This window comes from Emticicia sp. W12TSBA100-4, from assembly GCF_040253585.1.
Classification (GTDB): domain Bacteria; phylum Bacteroidota; class Bacteroidia; order Cytophagales; family Spirosomataceae; genus Emticicia.
Window position 1 is genome coordinate 14,096 of sequence record NZ_JBELAU010000002.1, and the last position, 25,683, is coordinate 39,778.

17 protein-coding genes and 1 pseudogene are annotated in these 25,683 nt (G+C 35.9%); 8 read left to right on the plus strand and 10 right to left on the minus strand.

Annotated features, from left to right (window positions below; all coding sequences use genetic code 11):
* Positions 1–4: 4 nt before the first annotated feature.
* A complete protein-coding gene (locus tag ABR854_RS02260) occupies positions 5–352 on the minus strand; it encodes a LytR/AlgR family response regulator transcription factor (RefSeq protein ID WP_350263726.1) in 348 nt (115 codons plus the stop codon).
* A 522-nt stretch (positions 353–874) separates the two neighbouring features.
* On the opposite strand from ABR854_RS02260, the gene ABR854_RS02265 reads away from it, so the two are divergent.
* Positions 875–1,579 carry a LytR/AlgR family response regulator transcription factor gene (locus ABR854_RS02265; RefSeq protein ID WP_350263727.1) on the plus strand — a complete coding sequence of 235 codons (705 nt, stop codon included), beginning with the start codon at positions 875–877 and terminating at the stop codon, positions 1,577–1,579.
* Here the strand turns inward: ABR854_RS02265 and ABR854_RS02270 are convergent.
* Positions 1,576–2,256 carry a LytTR family transcriptional regulator DNA-binding domain-containing protein gene (locus tag ABR854_RS02270; protein ID WP_350263728.1) on the minus strand — a complete coding sequence of 227 codons (681 nt, stop codon included), beginning with the start codon at positions 2,254–2,256 and terminating at the stop codon, positions 1,576–1,578. The two genes, ABR854_RS02265 and ABR854_RS02270, sit on opposite strands and share 4 nt — an antisense overlap.
* A 172-nt stretch (positions 2,257–2,428) precedes the next feature.
* Between ABR854_RS02270 and ABR854_RS02275 the strand changes: the two genes are divergently transcribed.
* Positions 2,429–3,709 carry a sensor histidine kinase gene (locus ABR854_RS02275; RefSeq protein WP_350263729.1) on the plus strand — a complete coding sequence of 427 codons (1,281 nt, stop codon included), beginning with the start codon at positions 2,429–2,431 and terminating at the stop codon, positions 3,707–3,709.
* A 344-nt stretch (positions 3,710–4,053) separates the two neighbouring features.
* Positions 4,054–4,167 (plus strand): annotated as a pseudogene (locus ABR854_RS26080) (IS701 family transposase); the annotation flags it as partial.
* Positions 4,168–4,327: 160 nt separating this feature from the next.
* Here the strand turns inward: ABR854_RS26080 and ABR854_RS02280 are convergent.
* On the minus strand, positions 4,328–4,453 hold the full coding sequence (locus ABR854_RS02280; RefSeq protein WP_350263730.1) for a hypothetical protein: 126 nt from the start codon (positions 4,451–4,453) through the stop codon (positions 4,328–4,330).
* A 150-nt stretch (positions 4,454–4,603) separates the two neighbouring features.
* A complete protein-coding gene (locus ABR854_RS02285) occupies positions 4,604–7,642 on the minus strand; it encodes a reprolysin-like metallopeptidase (RefSeq protein WP_350263731.1) in 3,039 nt (1,012 codons plus the stop codon).
* Positions 7,643–8,693: 1,051 nt separating this feature from the next.
* Between ABR854_RS02285 and ABR854_RS02290 the strand changes: the two genes are divergently transcribed.
* Complete coding sequence (locus ABR854_RS02290) at positions 8,694–9,407, plus strand: LytR/AlgR family response regulator transcription factor (protein WP_350263732.1); 714 nt, start codon at positions 8,694–8,696, stop codon at positions 9,405–9,407.
* A 197-nt stretch (positions 9,408–9,604) separates the two neighbouring features.
* Here the strand turns inward: ABR854_RS02290 and ABR854_RS02295 are convergent, their stop codons facing one another.
* Positions 9,605–10,792: a n-acyl-d-glucosamine 2-epimerase gene (locus ABR854_RS02295; RefSeq protein WP_502881172.1), complete on the minus strand. Its 1,188-nt coding sequence runs from the start codon at positions 10,790–10,792 to the stop codon at positions 9,605–9,607.
* A gap of 178 nt (positions 10,793–10,970) precedes the next feature.
* Here ABR854_RS02295 and ABR854_RS02300 point away from each other — a divergent pair, with 178 nt between their 5' ends.
* Complete coding sequence (locus ABR854_RS02300; RefSeq protein WP_350263733.1) at positions 10,971–12,146, plus strand: ROK family protein; 1,176 nt, start codon at positions 10,971–10,973, stop codon at positions 12,144–12,146.
* Positions 12,147–12,153: 7 nt separating this feature from the next.
* Here ABR854_RS02300 and ABR854_RS02305 read toward each other — a convergent pair whose 3' ends face one another.
* Genes ABR854_RS02305 through ABR854_RS02325 form a run of 5 tightly spaced genes read right to left on the minus strand, consistent with a single transcriptional unit; the run spans position 12,154 to position 19,243 of the window.
* Entirely contained in the window at positions 12,154–12,447 is a 294-nt protein-coding gene (locus tag ABR854_RS02305; RefSeq protein ID WP_350263734.1) for an ImmA/IrrE family metallo-endopeptidase, read from the minus strand.
* A gap of 32 nt (positions 12,448–12,479) precedes the next feature.
* Entirely contained in the window at positions 12,480–14,081 is a 1,602-nt protein-coding gene (locus ABR854_RS02310; protein WP_350263735.1) for an FAD-dependent oxidoreductase, read from the minus strand.
* Positions 14,082–14,126: 45 nt separating this feature from the next.
* Complete coding sequence (locus ABR854_RS02315) at positions 14,127–16,274, minus strand: hydantoinase/oxoprolinase family protein (protein ID WP_350263736.1); 2,148 nt, start codon at positions 16,272–16,274, stop codon at positions 14,127–14,129.
* 38 nt (positions 16,275–16,312) lie between these two features.
* On the minus strand, positions 16,313–17,608 hold the full coding sequence (locus tag ABR854_RS02320; RefSeq protein WP_350263737.1) for a citrate transporter: 1,296 nt from the start codon (positions 17,606–17,608) through the stop codon (positions 16,313–16,315).
* A gap of 51 nt (positions 17,609–17,659) precedes the next feature.
* The gene (locus tag ABR854_RS02325) at positions 17,660–19,243 is read right to left on the minus strand and encodes a DUF4127 family protein (RefSeq protein WP_350263738.1); all 1,584 of its coding nucleotides are present in this window, start codon (positions 19,241–19,243) and stop codon (positions 17,660–17,662) included.
* A gap of 287 nt (positions 19,244–19,530) precedes the next feature.
* On the opposite strand from ABR854_RS02325, the gene ABR854_RS02330 reads away from it, so the two are divergent.
* From ABR854_RS02330 to ABR854_RS02340, 3 genes are all read left to right on the plus strand, one after another.
* On the plus strand, positions 19,531–22,569 hold the full coding sequence (locus ABR854_RS02330) for a SusC/RagA family TonB-linked outer membrane protein (protein ID WP_350263739.1): 3,039 nt from the start codon (positions 19,531–19,533) through the stop codon (positions 22,567–22,569).
* A gap of 84 nt (positions 22,570–22,653) precedes the next feature.
* A complete protein-coding gene (locus tag ABR854_RS02335; protein ID WP_350263740.1) occupies positions 22,654–24,429 on the plus strand; it encodes a RagB/SusD family nutrient uptake outer membrane protein in 1,776 nt (591 codons plus the stop codon).
* Between the two features lie 86 nt (positions 24,430–24,515).
* Positions 24,516–25,667, plus strand: coding sequence for a glycoside hydrolase family 10-like protein (locus ABR854_RS02340; protein WP_350263741.1), 1,152 nt, complete (start codon positions 24,516–24,518; stop codon positions 25,665–25,667).
* Positions 25,668–25,683: the final 16 nt, after the last annotated feature.

Genomic DNA, 25,683 nt, shown 5'->3' on the forward strand with positions numbered 1-25,683 from the left:
TGCTTTAATTATTTTTAAAATAACTCTGCGTAAGCGATATAAAATCTTTCTTTTTCCGTCTTGATATAGAGAATTTAATATCATTTGTTAACTCTACTTGCATAACACTATCTATACATTCAATCTTTTTGACTTGTGCTAAATTTATAATATACGTTTTATTCGGACGGTAAAAGTGATTGATATCTATTCCATCCAATGACTTTTCAAATAATTTCAAGGTTTTGGCTACTATGATTGGAGTTCCGTCTACAAAAAAAAACTTTGTATAATTGGCTTGACCTTGCAAACATATAATGTTGTTCAAGTCTAATTTTTGCTTCTGACACAATGATATTAACAGTGAATTCATGATAACAATATTTAATTAAATCTACTATGGACATGAAAAGATAATTTAAGTCACAGCATGGGGGATATACGGTTGTAAATTGGTTACAAAAAGATATGTAGAACTATATCTTACTAAGCTATCCACTAATTAACGACGCATTATATCACCAAAACACGTTATACATCACCAATCTCTGTGACAAATAAGAGTAAACAGAATATAAATATGATACAACCCAATACACAGAAGTGTATTTATAATTTCATGAAAGAATAGTATTTTTGGTATTAAAAATAATTAATTTAGTCTTGAGAAGGATAGACTTGCCACTTTTAAAATAATTTAATCAAACCATGAAATTCCAAAGCAATAATCTTTCAAGCAAGTAATGACTTTTATCACCAAGAAAAGTCGTTACTTGCCACCAGTAATCTACTGTTTATCACCAATAATCACCATTTATCACCAAAAAAAATAAATGAATTAGCTTTTATCTATGATTATTGCTAATATTAATTTGAATAATTAAATATTATTACTATGCGTACAAAAATCCTAATAATTGAAGATGACCCTATTTGGTCAATCTGTGTAGAAACAATTATTCAAGAATCTAATTACGAATTAATAGGTTCTGCAAATACTATAAGTAAAGCAAAAGCATTGATTGACGGATATAAGCCTGATGTGGTGATTTCTGACATAAGGATTCAAAACTCTACTGTTTTTGATTTTTTTCTTGGCGAAATAAAATATGATTTTCCGATATTATTTATGACCAGCCACTTAGACAGCGATATTTTTGACTTGTCAACGAAAATTCCTAAAAGCACCTATTTGGCAAAACCTTTTCATAAATTTACCTTACTGGCTGCGTTAGATTTACTAATAAGTAAATACCCAGTAGTAAAATCTATAGAAGAAAACTTTATCACAGTTAGGGGCAAGCAACAACAAATAAAAAAAATTGGTTTTAGTGAAATAATATGGATTGAGGCCAAAGGAAACTATTGCTTTATTCATACAGAATCGAGCAGAAAATATACTCGAAAAAAAACACTCAAATCATTTGTTGATGAATTAGATTCGAGATTTCTCCGAATTCATAAGGCTTTTATAGTCAATCAATCCTATATAAACAGAATCGAATTAAGTAATAATCTGATAATAATAGGCAATAATTCTATTCCATTAGGAAGACATTACCGCAATGAGCTTAATAAATATTTACAACTTAAAAATTAAGCAAAAGTAGAATTTTGCCATGTTTTTTTAAACAATGTAAGGTTTCGTCTTGAAATACTTAGTATTTGAGACTTTATATAGATTTCGCCAGTTTTATTTCTTTTATCAATTTTAAAACTGTTTATGTGTTGTAAATTAACAATACAGTCTCTTCTAATTTTGATAAAAGTTTCTCGTTTTAATATATTTTCATTAAAATACTTTAAGGTTTCATAAAAATAACTTGTTGTCCCATCTTTATAAAAGATGATTGTTTGTGTACTTTTTCGTATCAAACATTCAATATTTTCGATATCGATTCTTGTTTTACTATTGCCACCTCTTAAATAAGTTCCTTTTGTATGATTACTTATACAAGCGTAGATAGATGGGTATCTCTCTTTTAAAAGATGTCTTAACATGAGCATGTATTTTGGGGATATAATGTACATTTTCCCTTCAATTACAACATACTCTTTAACGATATTAGACAAAACGGTATCTATGTACTCTACATTAATTATTGTGTCCTTATTTATATATACCAACTGTCTATGCATATATAATAGTACCCCTACATCATCTACAAAAACCGTTTTAGGGCTGGATGACGTTGGTACTATATACCAGTTTTGCTTTTTTCTTATAAGCACTGGTATCTCAACTTTTGTATCAAGAATCGTTTTAAGGTTTTCCATAATTAAATCATGTTATTATTCAAATATATAATAGAGAATGCAAACGTTGTGCATACTCATACCAAAACGCTTGTAAACAACATTTTTTGGTGACAAATTACAGTTAATCAACACGTATCTCACTTTTTGATTGTATATTCATTAGATAGAAGAGGTTAAAAAATTTACTTTTATGACAACTCAAAATAATTTATCTCCAGTATCTTTTCTAAATCGCCAAGCATTGGTTATTAAGCTTGTTTTAGGTATGGCCATTTCTATCAATTTATCTTTCCTTATACTTGGTTTAATTAATAAAAATGGAGTACCATTGTTAAATCTTCTATATATTTTGGTATGCTGTTTACCTACTTACTTTATTTTAAAAAAAGGATTTATTGAATTTGCTACCTATTTCACCTATTTTCCATCAATTGGCATATTATCAGTAATGGTTTTTAATAATCTAAAGGGAAATTCCATACATGGTAACTTAGAGAATGTATTAATTCCATGTGTTTCTTTATGCTTTCTTTTTTCTAACTATGTAGTAAGAAATTTAGGTATTAGCTTAAACATGATATTGCTTATCACTTTCAAAATAATCCGCTACCAAAATATACCAATGTTAATGGGGGAAATATTTGATGATTTGACAATAGTTGTTGCTATTTATGGAGTTTCTCTTTTTTTGGGGTATTATTACAAAAATGATTATTTTTCTTTAGTAGAAATTAATACTGAGCTTCAAAAACAAAAGCAAACAGTAGAGCAACAGGCTGTTGAACTTCAAAAGGCAAACAACACTAAAACCCGCCTATTTAGTATTATAGCACATGATCTTAGAGCTCCTATTATTTCTCTTAAAGGTCTCTTACAGCTTTATGACAATAACAAAATAAACGAAGAAGGTTTTAGGACTTTATCGAAGAGACTTCATGAAAATGTGAATAGTGCAAACCTATTATTAGATAACTTACTAATTTGGTCTTTTTCTCAAATTAAAGATACAAAACCTACACTCATCAAATTAAAGCTCAAGTCTATAATTGAGGAGGTCATATTTTTATATAAAGAAGCCATTGGTAGTAAAGGAATAAAAGTAACAAATAACTTCACTCTTGATTTAGACATTTTAGGAGATGAGCAACAGCTTAAAATTATTTTCAGGAATTTGATTAATAACGCAATAAAATTTACCAATACTAATGGTAGTATTTTCATAAATGCCCATCAACAAGGAGAATTAATTGTCATTAGTATTGAAGATAGTGGAATTGGAATAAAACAGGAAGATTTAGAATACATTTTTTCTAAACCAAAACTTAATACTGGTACAAATGGAGAAAGTAGCACTGGATTAGGCTTAATGCTCTGCCAAGAGATGGTTACAAATCATAAAGGCACGATAACAATCAATAGCCAATTAGGAAATGGAACAATTGTAGAGGTTCAACTCCCTATCTCTACTTAACTTAACACTATTACACTTCATCACCATTAACCGTTGTTTAAATCCAATTACATATTCACACTATTCAATTGTTAATATATTTGTTTATTGGTGTAAATAATTTCTTATACAATCAATGATCATAATAACTACCAACATTCAATGATCATAATGACTACCAACATTTCAGATTTGTATAAGATACGAATGGAGTTTTTTAATTGGTTGGGGTTCCAACTCTTTGGGTTAACCTTATATAACTCAAGGCTTTTAGCCTTGAGTTATATTTTTAGAACTTTCGCTTTTGTGAAATAGGTTAAAAATAAGTACATTAACTTAACGAAAAAACAATCGTTAAATACTGATTGAGTACTCTTCTCAATTATACATATACACATTTGACAAATCATTTAGATAATCTTTATCATGATTCAATCTGTAATTTTCTAAAACAAAAACGCTTTACACCTCATCAACTATGAGAACTTATAAAACTATATAGATGATTTTGGATAATTAAGAAAATTTCAGCTCTCTGTCTTACAACCACTCCTAAATTAAATCCATAAAAAGGCATCTACGGAGTTTTTATCCATAGACACCTCTTCTTTTCCACTTTTTATTAGTCACATAAATAACTTACTTCACGACCATCAGCTTCTGAGCCGAACCAATACGTAAACTATCTTTTTCGATATGTACTAAGTAACTACCTTCGGTTAAATCTTCCAAAGATAAATCAACGCTAAACTCTCCTGCCCACATTTTTACTTTTTTGCGGAGAAGCTCACGAGAGCTTCTCGAATTTAGGAATTTGTGTTAAATTAAGCTAATATGATTATTGTTTGTTTACGGCTATTTTTGATTGTGCATAAAAATCGAACAATCAAAACCCGCAAAATAAATGTCAAGTGGTTAATTACTACACCCACCAATCTCTGCTTTGAAAATAGTTCCAGTATCAGCCAAAAAGCCTTTCTGTAATAATATAGATTTGGCTTGATAGGTTGCTTGTGTTCCATTGCCAGTGATACGATTCGACGCAGTAATATTGGCATTTGATGCGGTCGTCTGAAAAGTTGAAGATGCTTGCTTTATGACATTCCCAGAACCAATATCATCAGAAGGACTTACTAATGCTAAGGTAGATACACATGGATTTCCAATGATATTAAGCGTTTTGCTATTTGCACTAAAAAGCAAACAATAGTCTGAATTATATACTTGATTTATCGTTTGGTTAATAAAATTGTTTGGATTTAAAGTATTATCATATTGCAAACCATAAATATTGTATATCCCTGCTCCCAATGATGTAAAGTTTGAAGTACTTGAAATTGAACTAATGACGTTTGTATTCTGATTTACAGCAACATACGTATAGTTAACTCCTGCAGAGCCTACTGATGGTTCAAGAAGGTCTCCAATACCTATTACTGAAAGTTCTATTGTTGGGGTAGCAGAACTCCCAAAATAAACAACCGCATAATAGTCTGTACACTCGCTTAATGAGAGCGTTTTACTATCATAAGACGAAATCCCTGAACTTGAGATACGAGAGGTACTCCCCACAAACGAGCTACAGCCAATATTGGCAGAATTATAAATAGAAAAATTCTTTGGATTCCCTGAGCTACTAAGTGCTGTTATTTCATAGTCTCCTGTTTGAGATACTCTAAAAGGTATTACAATAGAATTTAGATTAAAACCTGAGGCACTTTGGCACGTAGTAAAAGTATTATCAGAATAACAATATAATTGCCTTTGTGTTTGACCAACTGTTGAATATGTTCCTATATTATTAATTATTTTCTTGATATTTTTATTGTTCAGTGCCAAATTAAAAATAGCATTACCTACCTGTCCTGTAACAGTATTTGTAGGGCAAATGACATTATTTTTAGCAATACAATTAGACGAAATTGTGAAATCTGTATTAGAAACATCAAAGAACTCAATTGTTGGATTTACGGTACTCACAATTTTTATCCGACATATTGTTGATGATGCAATATTAGCAGGTAGTGTAACTGTTTTTTCTCCATCATTAGTAGTACTCGCTGCTAAAATAAATGGGAAAGTTATTCCTCCATCATTTGAGAGCAATATCTTTACAAAAGGGCTAATGATTGCAGTGTTATTTACTTGCCATGTAATTGTCAAATTATCGCCAGCATTAATTGTCTCTCCACCATCAGGATATGTAACAGAAAAAGGCCCTTTATTAGTATCTACTGTTAAAATCCTTTCATCAGAATCAATTCCTCCTCCATTGGCTTTATTGTCTCTTACCGTGAGTCTGAATTTCATAGTTCTTCCTACCTGTGGCAAATCTTCACCAGCGTTTGCGGCTCCTGCATTGCTATTATTTAATACATAGGCAATATCTGGAAAAGTTCGGGTATATCCAGTTGTAGAAGGAGCATAACTACGGAATAATGGGGCAGTTGTACTAACTACCGCTGTGTATCCTCCCCTCCCCTCAATGGTCGAGCCTAATGCTCCTTTATCGTCAAGGGTTGCAACATCATATTGTTCCCAGTTATAAGTCAGAATATCGCTTGGATTGGCATCAGTAGCACTTCCAATTAAAGTAAAAGGGGTATTTACTGGAAGTGTAAAATCAACTCCAGCGTTAGCTACAGGCAGAGCATTACCTGTTGCATCTAAGTACCCACACCCATTTCCATTAACAGCGAGAAAACCATCACTTTGCAAAATTTCTTCAATACTATGAGAATGAAAATAACTACTTCCATCTTTACCAGGACCAGTTAAATTATAATTTGGAGAAGTACAAAGTCCCCCATAAGACAATAAAGTGGTACCACTACCAGGTTCAATAGAACTTGTAGCTGCCCATTGGTCAGAGCATACAGTCGGACGACTACTGGTTCCTCCTCTTGCATTATAGGTATGCCCCGCACCAAACTGATGGCCAATTTCATGAGCAATTGTATTGGCTACTAATCCTGCATTTGCACCAATACCAAACATAGACCACCCAGCCGCCTTTTCGGTATCCGTACAGGGAGTTGGGCCAGCCTGGCCACTTCCACTATTACTACCCGCATCGTAATGGAAAGTATGTCCAATATCATATTTGTTATAAGGCAAATAATAGGCAAAAGTGCCTGTTGTAGCTGCCATTCTGTCAAAACCATCTTGTGAAGCTTGAGCAGAAGCTCCCCCAGTAGGAGAAAATGGGTCATTGGCTGAGTCTGTAAAAAGAATTGTTTTGTCTGTTGTTTCGGCAATTAATGAAAACCTCATTGACACTTCATTAATAAAAATTGAATTTATTAAGTTCATTATCTCGGTCATTTTTGCTAAAGCAGTTGTTCGGCTACCCCCTCCAATATTAGCTACAAACTCCCCAGTGGCTGCTGCCGCCATACGATAAGTTCTTAATTGTGTACCGTTTGGAAAAGGTGCAGAGCTTGATGGTCTATTTTTCTTTAGATTTTTAATCGTTTGATTCATAAATGTTGAATCAACCCCACATTTTAATTCACTATAAGTACTCAATGGATATAATTTATAGGTGTTGTTTGCAACATTAATAACCTCAACTACATAATAATTTGAAGGGCTTTTAATCATTCCTGAAAAGCCTAATGGAGAAACTGTAAATCTGATAGAATACCCATCATTCTCAACACTAACCCCCGAATAAGTACGAATATCGGCCTCTTTCATAGCATTTGCATCTTCCCAAATAGAAGATTCTTCGACATAAAAGGATTTCGTGGTACCGTCAACCATTGGAATTTTGACAATTGATAGCGAGTCACTTAATTGGGCATTGTGATCCAACCTTACACTTTTAGATGCAGACTCCATTTTTGCATTTCTTAGCCTTGATTTTAGTGATGATAGTTCAATCGTTACTTGTTTTTCTTGGCTAAAAGCAAGTGTTATACTGAAAAAAAAGAGGACAATAACAAATTTCATAATTGTAATTAGTTTGTAGTTTTCTTTTAGACTGAGCACAGTACGAAGAGTATAGCCACTTGGGATATTAAAGTATAAAAATTCGTAAATAATTCACTTTCTGGCCTATCAGACCGAATAAAAAGAAATATTAATTGAACAAACCAAGGTTCTGTGATTTGATTTCGTACTCCAAGTTTTGTGGACATTTTCACATAATCTTAAATTACATCCCAAATAAAAAGTAAGTAACCATCACTCCCATTCGTATATGATAGGCATCTTCAACAATTGCGACATGAGGTAAGAGGTTAGGATATTTTTTTCCAAAAATTCTCTTCAACATATAACCATACATTTAGATAATATTTGTTTGATGTTTGTAAATTTTGTATAAGATGAACTAACTTCTTTTTTCAGTTCCTTAAATATTGCTATCAACATAGCTTTTCCAGAAGCTGTAAATCATTTATTACAGTAACTTAATAGGTTCTATTGAATAGCAATATGCTGAACTTACATACTTAAATAAAGTCTCAAGCTTATGTCAAATAAGTCTTTAAAATCTTCTTTTTTGTAATTGGTAAATAAAAAACTTACATATTCATTAGTGGTATATAAGTTAACAGGTTTCTATATTAGATTTATTAGCATTTTTAAAATATTGCACCTCTTTAGAAAAGGGTATTCAGTATTTTGTTTTTAGCTACTATTTTTAAGTATATTTTCGTCAAATATTTATTTAAATAAAAAATTTACGAAATTGTAATAAAATGAAATTCAAAAAACAAATTTTATATTCCAACTATTTATAAAAAGATGATAAATCTATACTCAAAGGTTTATATATTTTTGCATATTATTAGTTTCTTCCTTAAAGCAAAAAAAAGACTTAGTTGAAAACGTTTGATCTTTTTTACTATAATTTGGTCTTTGCATTTGCTAACCCAAATATTATTGTTTTGTATTCAAAAGTTTACATGTATAAATCTTTATAGGTGACAAACAACAAAAAAAAGTAGACAAACAATATTGCCTATACGTAAATATCATTTCTCAATAATAACATTATATGGATTTATCAAAGAAAAAAATATTATTGGCAGAAGATGACCCCATTTATTCTATTTGGATTAAAATGGTTTTGGAGGAAATAGGTATTAACAACATTTTATATGCAGTTAATGTAAAAAAAGCGATTGAAGAATACCAGTCAAATCTTCCTGATTTAATTATCTGTGATATATTTTTGGAGGGAAAGCAAACAGGTATTGATTTGATGAGAAAACTTCAATCCTACCAAATACCGATTATTGTCATAACAAACTCAATGGATAAATCACTGTATGCTGAAGTGAAAAAAGTTCAGCATGTTAATTATCTTATAAAACCATTTCAACCATTATCTCTGATTTCAATTATTGAAAATATTTTCCATGAACTTGAGTCATCAAAAAAAAATAGCATATTAAAAGAACCGTATATTGCCATTAAAAATCATGAGAATATTTATGTAAAAGTATATCTAAACGACATCCTATACTTAGAAGCAGATAAAAATTACACCTATTTATATACTTTAGGTAAAAAAATTGCATTGAAAAGAACATTATTAAGTCTCATTAATGATTTAAATACCCAATTTATTAGAATCCATAAAAGCTTTATAGTGAACAAAATACATGTAATTTCGTGGAATTCTGAGACAGTTACTCTAACAAATCAATTAAATATTCCGATTGGTCGGAAGTTTTTAAGTGATTTTTTTAAAGAAATTGAAAAATAGCCTAAAAAATGCTTTTACTGGCAGTTATACCTGCCAACTTCCTAATGAACGAATGAAATTTATTAAGGTGTAAAATAGAAAAAGGATTAAAAGTTAGTAATCCTCTTTTTTACTTCAAATTTTAAGTTCGCCCACATCACTCAGATTATACTTTTTTTATCCTGCTATTAATTTTTTTCTTGAATTCAATAAGGTGGCTATTTTTCTACTGTTTCTAATAGATAAATCTTTTCTAAAGTTTTCCAAGATTGGTATAAACCTCTGGGTATATGATAACATCCTTTCCATTTCCCACCTTTTAGCGTGAGTAGCGGCTCTCCGTTTCGGCTTAGATAACCATACCATTCCCCAAATTCATGCTCAGGGAAGTGCTTCCAAGTCCAGTCATGAACTTTCTCGAACCATTCCCAACAACGCTCATCGCCTGTGTGTAAATACCCTTTGAGTAATGCGATGATTGTTTCGATATGCACCCACCAAAGTTTTTGATCCCATTCGAGTTGTTGCACAGGTTTATTTTTAACATCCATGAAATAAAAAATACCACCATATTTTTCATCCCATGCGTATTCGAGCGTGCGTAACGTAAGTTGCTTTGCTTTTTCAATAAGCGAAGAATCTTTTAGGCGTTCGCCCAAATCCATGATAAACCACATGGCCTCAATGGCATGTCCTGGGTTTAATAATCGGCCTTCAAAACTATCAGAAAATTGTCCTTCGGGAGTTACATTTTCTAAAATTAACCCAGATTTAGCATCATAAAAAACTTCCATTACTTCATCGATACACTCTCTAATTAGCTTTTCAACAACGTCTGCTGGTAGTAGATGTTCTATTTCGAGCGATAGATTACACAAAATCATGGGTAAGGCAAAGTTTTTTAGTGGCCGAGTACCACTCACTGCCTTCGACCAATTCCTTTTGGGATTTTCTCTTCGTTTTAGAATCGAATAAAAGGTATTACGAGCCAGTTCAGCATACTCAGCTTTTTGGGTAGCTCTATAAAGCTGACCGAACGCCTGTGTTGCAAAGCAATCAGAGAATATATTGTAGGGTTGTACCAAAGGTTTTCCTTCACGTGTGAGCGAAAAATACCAAGTTCCATCGGCTGCTTGCCCATATTTTTGTAAGAAATCGGCTCCGTGTTGGGCATAATCAAGCCATTCTTGGCGAGGTTCTAAATTATTATATAGCATCGAAAACATCCAAACGCCACGGCCTTGTAACCAAATAAACTTGTCAGTATCAAATACTTCTCCTTCTTTCGAAAGGCAAGTAAAATAGCCACCGTGTGTTTCATCCTTCGAAAATTTCATCCAAAAAGGTAAGATGTTTTCTAATAATTCGGTCTTATAAAGGCTACTATATTTTTTAATATTTTTCACAGTCAGAGATTATTCTTAGTTTAGTAAAATATTTCAATTATTGGTTTAAAAAAGTCAGACCATACAAAGTTGAGGATAATTTTACAATTATTTTATTATCTTTATTAAAATTTTTATAAAAGTATAAATTTAATTTTAATAAAAAATATTTAGAGCGATTAAAATCGAAAAAAAAGGAATGAGAGCTTATATAGAGACCTTAAATGCCACTAATGGTCGAAACAATCAACATACCCAAACAAAAAAAATCCTTCAGTATTTATTACAAGAAGGAGAAAAGACAATACCTGAGATTAAGGACTTTTCTGGCTTGAGCCTACCCACTGCCACCAAACTAATCAACGAACTGATAGAACAAGGAATATTAGTTGAATCTGGCAAGCGAGAGTCATCGGGCGGCCGACCACCGTCGTTGTTTTGTCTTGATTCTTCATTAGGGTACATTGTGGGCGTAGAATTACTCATTAATTCGTTCAGGTTTAGTATTGTCAATCTCAATCACGAATTGATTTACGAGTACGAAACTGATAATTTCGACATCAATAATCGTGATGAAGCATTCAATTTTGTCGCTCGAACTGTACCTGACCTGATTAGTAAAAAGGGTATTCCAGATGCCAAGATTTTGGGTGTAGGTATCGGAATTACGGGTCGTGTAGATGGTAAAAAAGGCATAAGTTACAGTTTTTTGAATTTTGATACTCCACTTGCCAAGCTTTTGAGTGAACGTTGGGGCTATCCTGTTTATATTGATAACGATACCCGATTAATGACTTTGGGTGAACAAAATTTTGGTTTCGCTCGTGAAAAGTCGAATATTATTTACGTAAACTTAAGTAGAGGTTTAGGAATTGGCTTCATCTCTAATGGTCATTTGCACAGCGGAGAATCTGGATTTGCAGGTGAGTTTGGCCATATTCATTTTGAAGATAACGACAAACTCTGTGTTTGTGGGAAGAAAGGTTGCTTAGAAACAGTTGTTTCTGGCTATGCTCTTGAGCGACAATTTCAAGACTTAGACCCGGCAAATGCGGCAAAGAAACTTAAATATCGTGAAATCATACAATTGGTTCATACCAGCGACCAAACTGCCAGAGGACTATTAATCGAAATGGGAGAAAGATTAGGGCAAGCACTTTCTATGTTGGTTCAAACGCTGAATCCTGGTCTGATTATCTTAGGGGGGCGATTTACGGATGTGGCTGAACTGATGAAATACCCTGTCATTAAAGGATTGAGTTTATATGGCTTGCCTCAACTTGTAGGTGATTGCGAAATAAAAACTTCAACATTGGGCGATAAAACCACCATGCTTGGGGCATACACGCTGGTGATGGAAAATGTTTTTCAATAACAATCCTTTATTCTTGAAAATATTCAGCAAAAGTGCTTGCTACGATTTCTTCCTCAGCTCGACTTAACTGAATATTTTTTTGATGAATAAAATAATGTCCTACTTCGTGAGCAAGAATCTGAGACTGTGGCACTTTCGCATTCAAATTGAGACAAATAGTGTTGTTTTTTCGGTCAAATTCTCCCAGCGTCGTAGGATACCACTTTTCATAGCGAACGTTTATCTGGGCAATCTGGCACAACTGCAAAATGCTTCGCGTACCAAATTGCTTAAAGACACTTTCGGCTAATTCTTTACCCATTATTTGAAAATATTCGGTATTCATTTCTTATCTCACATGGCATGAATATGGGGGTCTCCTTCGGCTAAAATCAAATCTTCTGGCCACTTAATTTCTACTCCTTTCTGTACGATTAAAGACTGAAATTGTGTCAAAAGTTGTGAGTAATTTCTCACTTCAGTTGGTTTTTTCTGATTTTCTAAACAGAAGGCCACCAAATTGCCTACTACTTCACCGATGTTCCACTCAATTGGGTGCAGTCGATAACACCCATTAGTAATATGAGTAGTTCCGATATTTTTACAAGCAGGTAAAAGGTTTTCGACTCGCTTCGGAATCAATGCTCCCAACGGAATCAGAAATGGTAAACTTTCTACATCTACATAATTATCACCACCAACACTTGGGTGCAAATCGATGCGATAAAAGCCAACACCAACCGAATCTTCAAATGGTACTGCCAAAACTTGATTGGGTAAGTATTTTGCCGAAACATGCTGTTCTTTGATAGTAAATGCTGCTTTTATTCTTCGAGCCTCTCTGATATACGGACTTTTGGCCAAACCATCAGAAGTACCTGTAATATCTCCTCTTATTTTCAAACCTTTAAAGCCTAATTCTGTTTGTAAATAATATAAAAAAGATAAACTTTGCTCTTTCGCTTCGGCAATCATTCGAGCTTTTTCTTCAGTATTTGCACTGAGTAAATCGCCCAATAAATAATCAATTTGTGGGTAATTGACCAGCGTAATATCTGAGTCGTAACGACCTTCTTGAAAGTTTTTTTTGTGTAAAATGCGGCGATAAGTCCAAAGTCCTGCAAATGCTTTATTTGGCTCATTATTAGGCACAAAATTATAATGTACAGGTTCTAAAGTGCGTGGACTTAGCCCCGTCAGACGCAACAGTTCTCCGCTCCAAGCAGGTGTGAGTTTTGGCACAAAGTTTCGCCAAAAATCATAATTTTTAGGTCGCTCAATCGTCCAGTCTTCCCCTTCGTGATAACTCATAGCAAAACACATCGAAAATGCCTGCGAATTAATTGAATTTGCTTGCATTTTAGCACTTGGCTCATCGGTTTCAGCCTGACTCTCAGAGCCAGTTACGTACTCAGTATTGGTAAGCGGAAGTAATTCTCCGAGTTCGGTAGCATCAATAAAAAACTCAGCTTCAATGCGTAACTCATTTTTAGTATCGGTATGAGCAACCGTAACATTTTCTACTCGATTGCCCGAAAAACCAGCCCGAATTGGTATATTATTTAATAAAATTTTTAATTGTCCATTTGCTACAAATGGTTGCAAAATTTCTTCAAAAACAGCTAAAAATACTTTTGGTTCTGCACAAAGTGGAGAAACCCACCCATCGCCAGGGTTCAGAACTGGATTTTGTAAAGCCGATTCAGTAAGTGGATAATGTTTTTTATAATATTCTCTAACACTATTTCGAAAATTTCGATATGACTGCGTACAACCAAATTTCTCAATCCAACCGTGTTCGTCGGGTGGCGTAGCTTGACTGGTAAATTGTCCACCAATCCAATCTGACTCTTCGGTCATAATGACATTTAAACCAGCTTCACAGGCTGTTTTTGCAGCAGCACACCCACCAATACCTCCACCGACAATTAAAAGATTTGTATGTAATTTTTCCATTTTTACTTCAATATTTTATTACGCTTCTTTAGCTGTACCTATCAATTATTTCACCGAAGCTACTATTACAATTGGGGTATCTTGGGGTAAATTTTCGAGTTCGGTTTTTGCCAATGTCAGAGCTTGTTCAACTTCGGCAAGGCCAGCTAAGTTGATAATTCTCGCTCCAACCAATAAGTGAATATCGGGTAAACTTCTTCCAGCGTCGCCAAAATCAGTCAAATTATTGATAATGTTTTCTAATGAACTGAGAGCATTTTCTACATCGGTCGATTCTACCAAAGCATTGCTTCTTTGTAGTCTCACAACACCTGTTTTATCAATGATACGTAAGAGTTTTTGTTTAGTCTTAAATAAACCAAACAACGATTTTATTTCTTTGTCGGCCGTAAAAGCCATCAATGAGGTTGTTTTTGCGGCTAATTTTATTATCGATTCGGGCAATTGCATCGAGCGTGATGCCACAGCCCTACAATCATCGAGCGTTATGATTTTGGCAGAATTATCTTCTTTTCGAAGCTCAGTTGTGCCAAAGGCTGTGGCTTTCACCACATTTCTTAGTGTATCAACTTCAATCTGTACTTCTACCGTTTCAGGAACTGCACCAATTTTAATAACTGCTTCTGCTGCTTCTTTTCTTATTGATAAAATATCTTCGGGAGTTGGTTCTACTACATTTCGTTCGATGGTATCTCTCACCATCGCTAAAGCCACCCCAATTGTCGAAATCACTTCAGCTTTTTTTGCTAATCTTGCTGGAATACCCATTAATTCACCTGTATAAAGTACCAAAGAAGCTGCTCCGCCTCCACCACCAATCAACTCAACAGTTTGGCGGTCTAAATGGTACTCAACAATTAATTCTTCGAGTTGTTTTACGACTTTTTTGCATGAAATTTCCAAAATTTCACGGGCTGTTTCTTCAACTGTTTTACCAATTTTATCGGCCAAAGGTTTAAATGCCAACCTTGCAGCTTCTTTGTTTCCCTTAGCAAAAGCAGTATCGGGGATAATGCCTAATAGATTGGCTGCACAAGAGGGTGTAAGCGAAAAGCGTTGACCCGAAGTCGTTTCGATAGCCGTATAATCATCAACATCCTTTTCGGTTGGTTGTAAATGAATCAGTTTAGCATTTTCAAATATTTCTGGCTTCTGAAAACACGCATAATGCAAGCCCGCAATATGTGCCGAACGAGAACCAACATCGACAATTTTTCCGTTGGCTTCTCGAATCATACTTCCCCCTGCAATAGCCAAAGTTCGTACATCTAAAGTATTTAAGTAAGTACGATGCCCACCTACTCTGGCAGCCTTGGTTTGGGGTTGCCCATCACGAATCACCGAAATATCGGCACTCGTACCACCCACTTCAATGAAAATTCCATCAGAAACCCTTTCGTGCATCAAAGCTCCAGCAATGCCCGCAGCAGGCCCAGAAAGCATTGTCATAATAGGTCGGCGATGCACCTCTTCGACACTCATAACACCTCCATCCGACCGCATAATCATTAACGGAGCAGTAATACCTGCACGCTTTACGCACTCGTCTGTCATAATTGCAGTATGAATCATTTTAGGCAAAATGGCACCATTAATGACAGCCGTTCGGGTGCGAGTTCGTAAACCGTAAAGGCTCGAAACTTCGTGGCCAGAAGTAACAAACATACCCATTTCTTCGGCTATTTTACTTATTAGCTCTTCATTTTGGGGTTTATCAACGCCAAAAGCTTCTGAACCAACTATTACCTCTACATTCTTTTCTTTGAAAGCTGCTATCTGCCGAATTACCGTTTGTTCTTTTAGGCCTTGGCCCGAAACAAAGGCATGTTCGATGTTTAGAAAACGATTAGGTGCTAATTCGATAGTGGGTATTTTAGTATCAATTTTTGCTTTTATTCCCTCTAAGCCACTACCTAAACCAATAATTCCGACCTTAGCTACATCGCCTTCTAAAAGAGCATTTGTTGCTTGTGTGGTAGAATGGGCAATAAAAATGACTTCATTGGGCAAAATACCCAACTCGGCTAATGCCCGATTGATTGCGTTGATAATTCCCGCAGCTACGCCTTCTTCTGAGTCATGGGTTGTTGGTACTTTCAACTGCGAAATCACTTCTCGGGACTGATGATCAACTACAACTACATCGGTGAAGGTTCCTCCTACATCAATACCAACTCTTACTTTTCTTTTCATTTTACCTAATTTTAGTCGATTTCGCTCAATTTTCTCAATTACAAAAACATTAGCACTGAAATTACTAAACCAACCAAGCAAACAAGCATCATCGGAAGTAGGGTTTCTTTGGTAAAATCTTCGACTTGCACACCAACAAAATTGGCTATCCAAACACTATGTGTATTGGTTGGGTCGCAGACGTTTTGTACTTGTACCACGCACATGATGGCTGCCAGTAGAGCCAAAGGCGGCAAAACTGCGGTTCCAAACATGATAGTAAATAAGCCAATACCGATACCAAAAATATTGAGTGGTCCACGATACAAAGCCAATGGTGAGAGCAATCCAAAAAAAGCAATATAAAACAGCGTGGACTGAAAAGGCAACGAAAGAATGAGCGGTTCGAGTGCGGTTTTGATAAGTGGTAGGTTGAGTGCATTTAGTAGCATCCCGATTCCCATCATCAGAATTGCGGCTGGAGCTCCATCTTCAATCCCCTTAATGGCCGAAGAAGTAAGGGTTTTAATGGCATTTCGCCAGTTAGTTGTGCAAACGCCATACAAAGAACCCAAAATAAATGCAGCAATAAAGTCGAGTTTAAGACCAAAATAATTGAATCCAAAAAACAAAACTAAAGGCACAATTGGTGTTAGCAAGGCGAGAGTTGGCACTTGCTTGTTTTTATCTCGTTTTAGTAAATCATCTTTTGAAACTGCCGACATCAAAAGCATTTCGCCTGAGCGTTTAGCTGCAATAAGAGCATAAGACACCACCATTATGAGCATCAAACCCAATAAAATAAATGCAAAAGTAGAGACTTGAGCGGGTAAGGCTTCTGTTTCGGACAAGCCCAATAATTGGCGATAGAGTGTAAATAAAATCGGATTGAAGATGAAACCAGTAGCAAAAGCCAGAATAAAGAGCGTACCTGCCAGTTTCCGAGGAATACCAAGGCTCATCATGATTGGCAATACCAACGAACCAACGGTGATAATAGCCCCTAAACCTTGCAAAGTCGTAAATAAAATGATTGTAACAGCCATTAAACCAAACGATACAATGAGCGGTTTTTCGCCCCCAAACTCAGCCGCTCGTTTGATAATTTCTTCGGCAATACCTGTTTGAATCAATACCCGCCCCATCATTGCTCCCATAAAAACCGATACATATACCGATGTAAGTTTGAGCGAACCCTGAGCAATAATCTGATTCAAAATATCTGGAATAGGTAATTCTGCGAGCAAAGCAATCAAAATTGCCATGGCAGGCAACGCCAATAAAGCGGGTATTTTCCGCAAAAACATTAAGCCAGCGAAAAATGTAAATATAATAAGTAAACCGATTGCTATCATTGTTTGGTGATAATGTACATTTAAAATATAAGCTTATTTAGGCTGTGCATTTTAGTTGGTTTTTACGATTTGGCAATCAATTTCTGCCTCAAACGTACGATTCCAAGGTAAATCAAAACTCAACGACCCCACTTTTAAATGTTTTATATGTTTTGGATAAAAATTTTCTACTGTTTTGAGGGCTACTGATTCCAACTCTTTCTTACAAAATTGCTCTGTTAGTTGGGTCTGTTGGTCGGTTAAGCGAAAGGCATTCCATTGGTTCTCACGAATCATTTTGGCCGCCATTGGTCGCACAATTGAATGATAGCTGTAATCATCCAACAAGCGATTAATCATAAACCAAGTTTGTGCATTGGCCATTCGAGCGGCTATCTGTTTCTGTGGATGCAGTTTAATCACCGATTTCGAAACACCATACAATAAGCCATGTGGCAAGGCTGTACCGATTACGTTTCCAGCAGTATTCCAAGAAGCATAACCATATGTTTTTGAGAAAATCTTCTCCTCTTTTAATGCTTCCGTGAATGGAATATCGCCGCCCTGAACATCACCAATGGGGTCGATATCAGCAATGATAATTCCTTTTTTTTCCTGCTTAGAAAACGCAATAATTTCATTTGCAAAGGTCTTAGCTCTTCCTTCCTCTTTTCTTGATGTAAATACAAAAAAGCCAATATCGGCATCTTTCATGTCATTTACTTCTCTCGCTCCAACCGCCTTTAAATGAAAGCTAACGGTCTTACGCAATGGTCGGTCTTCAAAAGGCATTTCTTTATCTGCCATAGTTTCTGACGAAAAAACTGCCTTAATTTTTGGTCGATAATTGTATTTATCTGTCACCGAACGTGCCAAGAGCAACATCGAAACTTCATCAGCTCCAGGCTGAATGGCTATTCTGGAACTTAATCCGTTATTAGTTACAAATTTGGTCAGCGTCTCACGGTCTTTAATATGTACACCTTTAGGTTTGGCATCATCTTGCGATAAAATCAAATAATCAAAAACATTTTCCTTGGCTAATTGAGCGGCATAAAGATTTACTTTCAAGTTTCGTTCACGGGCTGCTTTATAATTTCCCAGTGCTTTTTGCGGAATCTCCGCTTCAAGTTTTTGAGTTAGTAATTTTTGATTTTCATCGGGTGACACCTCTGCCCACTTGGCAAGTTTTTCACGATATGATTCATTTTTTCCATCGCCCGTTGGAGCTAAACGCATTATCACGCTTGACCCGTATATTTTTAGCTTTGGCGACTTTCTCCGAATTGCTTTCACAATCTCTACTCTTTTTAGTGCCTCTTCAAGCGGCGTTTCGTGAACTCGTGAGGCCACCAAGCCTCCGTAAGCAAGCATATCCATCGAAATAATAGCGGCATCGAATGAGTCTATTTTCTGAGTATCAATCCATCTAATTATCTCATCTGATTTTCCGTATTCGAGGAATCTACCGAGCATTTCACGGGGTGGGCTAACTAATGATACATCACCCACAAGCCCCATTTTAACTGGAAATTGCAAACAAGGTGGTCGGTCATCTAAAGGAATCAACAAAACCCTTGCAGAGTAATTACTCTGTGAGAACACCGATGATACTACACAAAACAAAGTAAGAAGTAATAAGGCTTTTCTTTTCATATATAAAAGATTCTGGGCTGCGGTAAATGGCTCTGTCATTACGCTAAAATCAAGATTTTTTGTCAGAATAACTACTAAGCCAATGAATGTTTGAACAAATGTGAGAAATAATTTTAATTTTTTAACAATCTTTTATAAAATTTTTATATAAGTTTGTATAAAATTATATTTAAATCATAAAATATTCTCTAACATCAATAAAAAACAGGCAAGCAAAACAAAAAATGTATTCAACTATGTAAAGCTTATCAGTGTATGAAATTTTAAAAAACTACTTGTAAAAAATTATGAAACAAAAATCTCTACTCACAATCCTTTTTTCCTTAATGGTAGTGCTTGCCCTACAAGCCCAGCAGAGGATAGTAAAAGGAAAAATTATTGACAAGGCCAGCAATACTGCACTGCCAAACGTATCTATACTTGAAAAAATATCGGGCAAAGGAGTAATATCTGATACCGAGGGAAATTTCAGCATCAATGTACCAGATAAAGCAATACTCGTGTTTTCATTCATCGGCTACGAGACCCAAGAAATTGTGGTAGGTAACCAAAGTAACATTGAGGTGATTTTATCAGAATCAAACAAATTATTGGATGATGTGGTAGTGGTAGGTTACGGAATTCAGAAAAAAGCCAATTTAACAGGCTCAGTTTCTCAATTCAAAACTGAAGAAATTACTCGCCGTCAGGTATCATCTTCAAGTCAGTTACTGCAAGGGATTGCTCCTGGTGTTACAGTAGCCCAAGCCTCAGGTAAACCTGGTGCTGATGGAGCAAGTATCAGAGTTAGAGGTGTTGGATCTATCTTTTCAGGTTCTGACCCACTCATTATGGTTGATGGAGTAGTTTCGAGCATGGATAACGTTGACCCAAATGCTATCGAAAGTATTACTGTCCTAAAGGATGCAGCCTCTACTTCTATCTATGGTACTCGTGGTGCTAATGGTGTGATTCTAATTAAGACCATTCGTGGTAATAAAAGTGGAATAAAAGTAAGTTATAATGGTTTCTTGACTCAGCAACGTGCGACCAACATTCCAGAAAAAGTTTCAGCAATTGAGCACATGGAACTTAGTAATGTAGCTCAGCAGACTCAAACTGGCAATCCGAATGCCGTTGTTTTTCCAGTAGCGTTGATTGAAAGATACAAAACAAATCCAGTCGATAATATTGAAATTTTTGATAATGATTGGGTAAAACTATTGCTTACAAATAGTGGTATCATGCAGAATCATAATCTTACAATTGATGCTGGTTCTGAAAAAGCGAGTTTATTTACATCGATTTCGTACTTAACTCAGCAAGGTTTGATTCCGAATAATAGTTATAATCGTTTGGATATCAGAATGAACCCTGATATTAAAGTAAATGATAAACTACGTCTTTCGGGAACACTATTTTTTAATCAAGGAACCCGCATTGAGCCAGCAGGTGGAAGTCCAGAATTTATCATTCGCCAAGCTATTGGTTTACCAGCAACAGGACAGGCCAAATTTGGAGAAGGAATGTATGGTAGTGCTGGACAATCTAACAACCGAAATCCATTGGGACAAGCCGAAGCAAGTGGAATTTTCAAGGAAATAATACCCAGAATATTCGGAAAGGCACAAATTAATTATACACCAATAAAAGGTTTAGATTTTGAGGCATCATATGCTCGTGAACAATGGACACCTAACAGTAAGCGTTTCCAAAAAAGCTTTGACATCTACACGCCAAATATTAGCACACGCTCTTATGATTTATCAAGCCGTTATCCAGGCACTAATAGCCTAAGCGAAAGCTATTCTTTCAGTTTCAGAAATACATTCTTAGCTCAAGCTTCTTATCAACTAACTAAGGCCAAACACGATGCTAAAATTATGGCGGGTTTCCAAAGTGAAGAAGTTTCGACTCGTAGCTTGGGAGCTTCTCGAACTGACTTTATCAACGAAAGCCTACCATATATGAACTTAGGTGGTGCAAACCGCAATAACAGTGGTGGTACCAGTGAAAACGCTTTAGTTGGAGCATTTAGTCGCCTAACCTATGCTTTTTCAGATAAATATTTGGTAGAAATCAACGGTCGCTATGAAGGCTCTTCGAGGTTCTCGCAAGCACTCAACAAACAATGGGGTTTCTTCCCATCAGCATCAGCGGGTTGGGTATTTTCCAACGAAGATTTCATGAAAGACCTCACCTTCCTCCAATTTGGTAAAATCAGAGCATCTTATGGTACACTTGGCAATCAAGCATTACCTGACAATTACCCATTTGCGAGCAATTACACTTCTGGGCAAGATTATTACTTTAATGCACTTATTAATCCTGGGTACGCTCTAACAGAAGCCGCTAATGAAGGAATTACATGGGAAAAATCGAAGCAAACTGATATTGGGCTTGATTTGGTATTGATAAAAGGTTTAAGCATCACAGCCGACTATTACATCAAACAAATCTCTGATATCTTACTCCGCAAGCCTATTCCAAATTACGTAGGTTTAAGCCCTGCTTTCTTAAATCTTGGTACAATGGAAAACCGTGGTTGGGAATTTTCGACAACTTACAAAAATAAAATAGGCAAACTCAAATACGATGTAACAGGTGTATTGGCTGATGTTAAAAACAAAATAACATCGCTTCCTGGCACACCTTATTTAGATGAAGGTTTACTTCGTTCGACAGAAGGCTACTCTCTTCGCTCATATTATGGTTATGAGGCTATTGGTTATTACCAATCGAAAGAGGATATTGCTTCTTCGCCAAAAACTTTTTTCACTCCCAACCCAGGTGATATTAAATACGCTGACACAAACGGCGATGGTGTAGTAAATGCCGATGACCGTACATTTATTGGCAATAACTTCCCAAGATATGAGTACAGTATCAACCTCAATTTGGTCTATGATATTTTTGACTTGAATTTATTTGGACAAGGAGTAGGTAAAAAAGCTAACTATATTTCAGGCACTGGTGCTTGGCCATTCTTTGCTGCTGACTTTGTACCATCATTATTGGCTATGCACAAAGATTATTGGACACCCGAAAACCCAAATGCTACTTTCCCCCGTCTGACACCAACCATTGGAGTAAACAGTACAAATTCTTCATTTTGGGTGAAAAACTCAGCCTATTTCCGCTTAAAAAATGTCAATTTAGGCATGAAAGTCCCACAGCCTTTAGTTAAAAAACTGGGTATCGAAAGTGCTAGAATTTATGTGAGCGGTCAGAATCTATTAACTTTTACGAAATTTTGGAAAGGCTTCGACCCTGAGCAAAATAACAACAACGCCGAATTTTATCCTTTAATGAAAACTTATACAGTTGGCTTAAATCTGAAGTTTTAACGGATGCTGAAAAAACAGCTTATAATCAATTCATTAAATTTTGCACACGATAAAATCATCGAATTATAAAAATATTAAATAAACATGAAAAAAATCATCTATATCATATTGTTGGCAGGAGTATCGCTTAGTTGTGATAAATTCCTTGACCGCCAGCCGCTTGATACCCCATCAAGTGCCAGTTTTTTATCGAATGAAGCCGAAATCCGACAAAGCTTAACGGGCGTTTACAATGCCGCTTTTTGGAATCGTACAGGTTTAGTTCCAGATTTAAAACGTTTAGAAGGCACAACTGACATTCAGATTTCGAGAAAATCAGACCCTGAATCTTTAATTGCCCAAGGCGATAATGGACCTTTTGTTGCAGGTAATGGATGGTCAGACAATGCTTGGACTCAAGGCTACAGGGTAGTTTCACGTGCGAACGAATTATTGGAAGGAATGAAAAGAGGTGAAGCGGCTACATCGAAAGCAGCTTATGACAAAATGCGTGCTGAAGCCGTAACATTACGAGCATGGGCGTATTTTAACCTCATGGTTTGGTACGGAGATGTAGTATATTATACAAAACCACTCATGCCCGAAGAATACGAAACGCAAGTTCGCACTCCCGTAGAAACAATTGTGAAAGCTCTCTATACTGACCTCGATAATGCTTATGCTACCTTAGATTTTAATCCTTCAGAGCGTGGCCGTGTAAGCAAGGGCTTTGCACTCGGTTTGAAAGCAAGGTTAGCTATGTTAATCAAAGATTATCCAACAGCTGCCACTGCTACAGAAACCATCATTAAAAGTGGGCAATACGGTCTTAATCCAAGCTATCCAAACTTATTTACACTGGCTGGCCAGAATGCCAATACAAACCGTGAGATTATTTGGTCGATGGTATATCCAAGCGAAAACCCTAATATTGCCAGTTGGATGGCCGTGGGCTATACTCCTCGCCAAACTTTAGGTGCTCAGAGCAATAATTTCCCAACCCAAGCACTGGTCGATAAATTTGAGTGTACCGATGGAAAAAGAATTGATGAGTCTCCATTATATGACCCTGCGAATCCAAGCAAAAACCGTGATAAACGCCTACGTTGGACACTCTACATGCCAGGCGATACGGTTGAAGTACGCATGAGTAAAACAGCAAGTTTACCTTATCAGAACCCTAATCAGCGATTTATTTTCAATATTCATACCGACCAAATTTTCCGATGGAATTGGAATACTCAAAAATTTGATGTTATCAATGGAAACCCCGACTTTGTTACTTCATCAAATGGAGTTTGGCAATTTGGAGCTACTGGTGCAGTAGGTGGTGTGGGATATGTCTGGAGAAAATATAACGATACCGACCAATATCTTTGGGAACTAAAAACTGGCTATATTTTGATGCGTTATTCTGAAATTTTATTAATGTACGCAGAAGCCCAAATCGAACTCGGGAAGCTTGATGCTTCGGTAGTTGATGCGATCAATGCTGTAAGAAAACGTTCAGGTCAACCTAATATCGAACTTGGTACACAGACAAAAATGCGTCAAGCAGTTCGTCGAGAACGAACCGTTGAATTTGCCATAGAAGGTCTTCGACTCTATGATATTCGTCGCTGGGGCATTGTTTTGGATGTTCTAAATACCCAAATCGTAGGAGCCGCCAAAAATCCTGCCGATGTACCAGCCAAACCTACCTTTGGAGCTGCTGGTTCGGTGCAAGACATCAATGATATACCTGATTATTCGGCAAGTATTTCAAAGCGTATCAGCAGTCGTAACGAAATTCGTAAAAATACAGCCAAGCATTTACTATGGCCAATTCCGCTCGGAGAAATAGATAAAAACAAAAACTTAAAGCAAAACTCTGGTTGGTAAACCCTTTTTTAATCTCAACTCCTCTCTCCCCATTCTATTCGTAGAATGGGGGGTATTCTCTGATTGTCGCAAATACAACATCAACTATGCTACTAAAAGTAAAGAGATTTTTCTCAATCATTCTATCTATTGGTCTAATCACCGCAATTCAAAGCTGCAAAGCACAAGAACAAAATAGTAGCCCCACGCCAACTACTCAGCCCAAGACTGTTTCGGGTGTAAAAGGTGTTTGGCTGACAAACGTTGCGAGCCAAGCCCTTTATACCAAAGAAGGCATTAAACAAGCCGTAGATTTGTGCTCAAAAAGTGGCATCAATCATATATTTGTGGTTACTTGGAATAAGGGTCGCACACTTTACCCAAGCAAAATTATGAATGATTTATTCAAGATTCCAATTGAAGAAACATTAGCTGGTCGAGACCCACTAAGAGAAATCATCGACGAAGCTCATGCAAAGAATATCAAAGTATATGCGTGGTTTGAATATGGTTTTGCAGCTGAAAACAGTGGCTTTGGCGAGCATATCTTACGCATTAAACCTCAATGGGCATCGCTCGATAAAAATGGAAATATCACAACAAAAAATGGATTCAAATGGCTAAATGCCCTCAATGCCGAAGTACAAGATTTTATGCTTTCTTTGCTCAAAGAGGCCGTAATCAATTATCCAGATTTAGATGGTATCCAAGGCGATGATCGCCTGCCAGCTATGGCGGTAGAAGGTGGGTATAACCCCGAAATACTCGCCCAATACAAAGCCGAAACTGGTGCGAGTCCATCAGTTGATAAAGACGAGAGTTGGGTAAACTGGCGAGCCAATCGACTCAATAAATTCATGGAGAAGCTTTCCGTTGAACTAAAGAAAATCAACCCTAAAATTGGCATTTCTATGGCTCCGAGTATTTTTCCGTTTGCCAAAACCGAATATTTACAAGATTGGCCTACATGGGTAAACAATGGCTGGGTAGATATGATTTGTCCACAAATTTATCGATATGATATTGTGGCTTATAAGGCCGAATTAGCCAAAATCATCAATACTCAAATCAATGCCGACAAAGTAAAATTACTCGCACCAGGTGTTCTGCTGAAAGTAGGCACTTATAAACCCACCTACGATTACCTCAAACAAATGATTGATGAAAACCGTAAAAACAAAATTGAGAATGAAGTATTTTTCTTTTATGAAGGCTTAAAGGATAATTCATTATACTTCACAACTGAATACGCTAAATAAATCTAAATCAATTAAT

Excerpts from the sequence above, each read along its gene's own strand:
- ABR854_RS02260 (WP_350263726.1), bottom strand. The coding sequence starts at position 352 with ATGAATTCACTGTTAATATCATTGTGTCAGAAGCAAAAATTAGACTTG.
- ABR854_RS02265 (WP_350263727.1), top strand. The coding sequence starts at position 875 with ATGCGTACAAAAATCCTAATAATTGAAGATGACCCTATTTGGTCAATC.
- ABR854_RS02270 (WP_350263728.1), bottom strand. The coding sequence starts at position 2,256 with ATGGAAAACCTTAAAACGATTCTTGATACAAAAGTTGAGATACCAGTG.
- ABR854_RS02275 (WP_350263729.1), top strand. The coding sequence starts at position 2,429 with ATGACAACTCAAAATAATTTATCTCCAGTATCTTTTCTAAATCGCCAA.
- ABR854_RS02280 (WP_350263730.1), bottom strand. The coding sequence starts at position 4,453 with ATGTGGGCAGGAGAGTTTAGCGTTGATTTATCTTTGGAAGATTTAACC.
- ABR854_RS02285 (WP_350263731.1), bottom strand. The coding sequence starts at position 7,642 with ATGAAATTTGTTATTGTCCTCTTTTTTTTCAGTATAACACTTGCTTTT.
- ABR854_RS02290 (WP_350263732.1), top strand. The coding sequence starts at position 8,694 with ATGGATTTATCAAAGAAAAAAATATTATTGGCAGAAGATGACCCCATT.
- ABR854_RS02300 (WP_350263733.1), top strand. The coding sequence starts at position 10,971 with ATGAGAGCTTATATAGAGACCTTAAATGCCACTAATGGTCGAAACAAT.
- ABR854_RS02305 (WP_350263734.1), bottom strand. The coding sequence starts at position 12,447 with ATGGGTAAAGAATTAGCCGAAAGTGTCTTTAAGCAATTTGGTACGCGA.
- ABR854_RS02310 (WP_350263735.1), bottom strand. The coding sequence starts at position 14,081 with ATGGAAAAATTACATACAAATCTTTTAATTGTCGGTGGAGGTATTGGT.
- ABR854_RS02315 (WP_350263736.1), bottom strand. The coding sequence starts at position 16,274 with ATGAAAAGAAAAGTAAGAGTTGGTATTGATGTAGGAGGAACCTTCACC.
- ABR854_RS02320 (WP_350263737.1), bottom strand. The coding sequence starts at position 17,608 with ATGATAGCAATCGGTTTACTTATTATATTTACATTTTTCGCTGGCTTA.
- ABR854_RS02325 (WP_350263738.1), bottom strand. The coding sequence starts at position 19,243 with ATGAAAAGAAAAGCCTTATTACTTCTTACTTTGTTTTGTGTAGTATCA.
- ABR854_RS02330 (WP_350263739.1), top strand. The coding sequence starts at position 19,531 with ATGAAACAAAAATCTCTACTCACAATCCTTTTTTCCTTAATGGTAGTG.
- ABR854_RS02335 (WP_350263740.1), top strand. The coding sequence starts at position 22,654 with ATGAAAAAAATCATCTATATCATATTGTTGGCAGGAGTATCGCTTAGT.
- ABR854_RS02340 (WP_350263741.1), top strand. The coding sequence starts at position 24,516 with ATGCTACTAAAAGTAAAGAGATTTTTCTCAATCATTCTATCTATTGGT.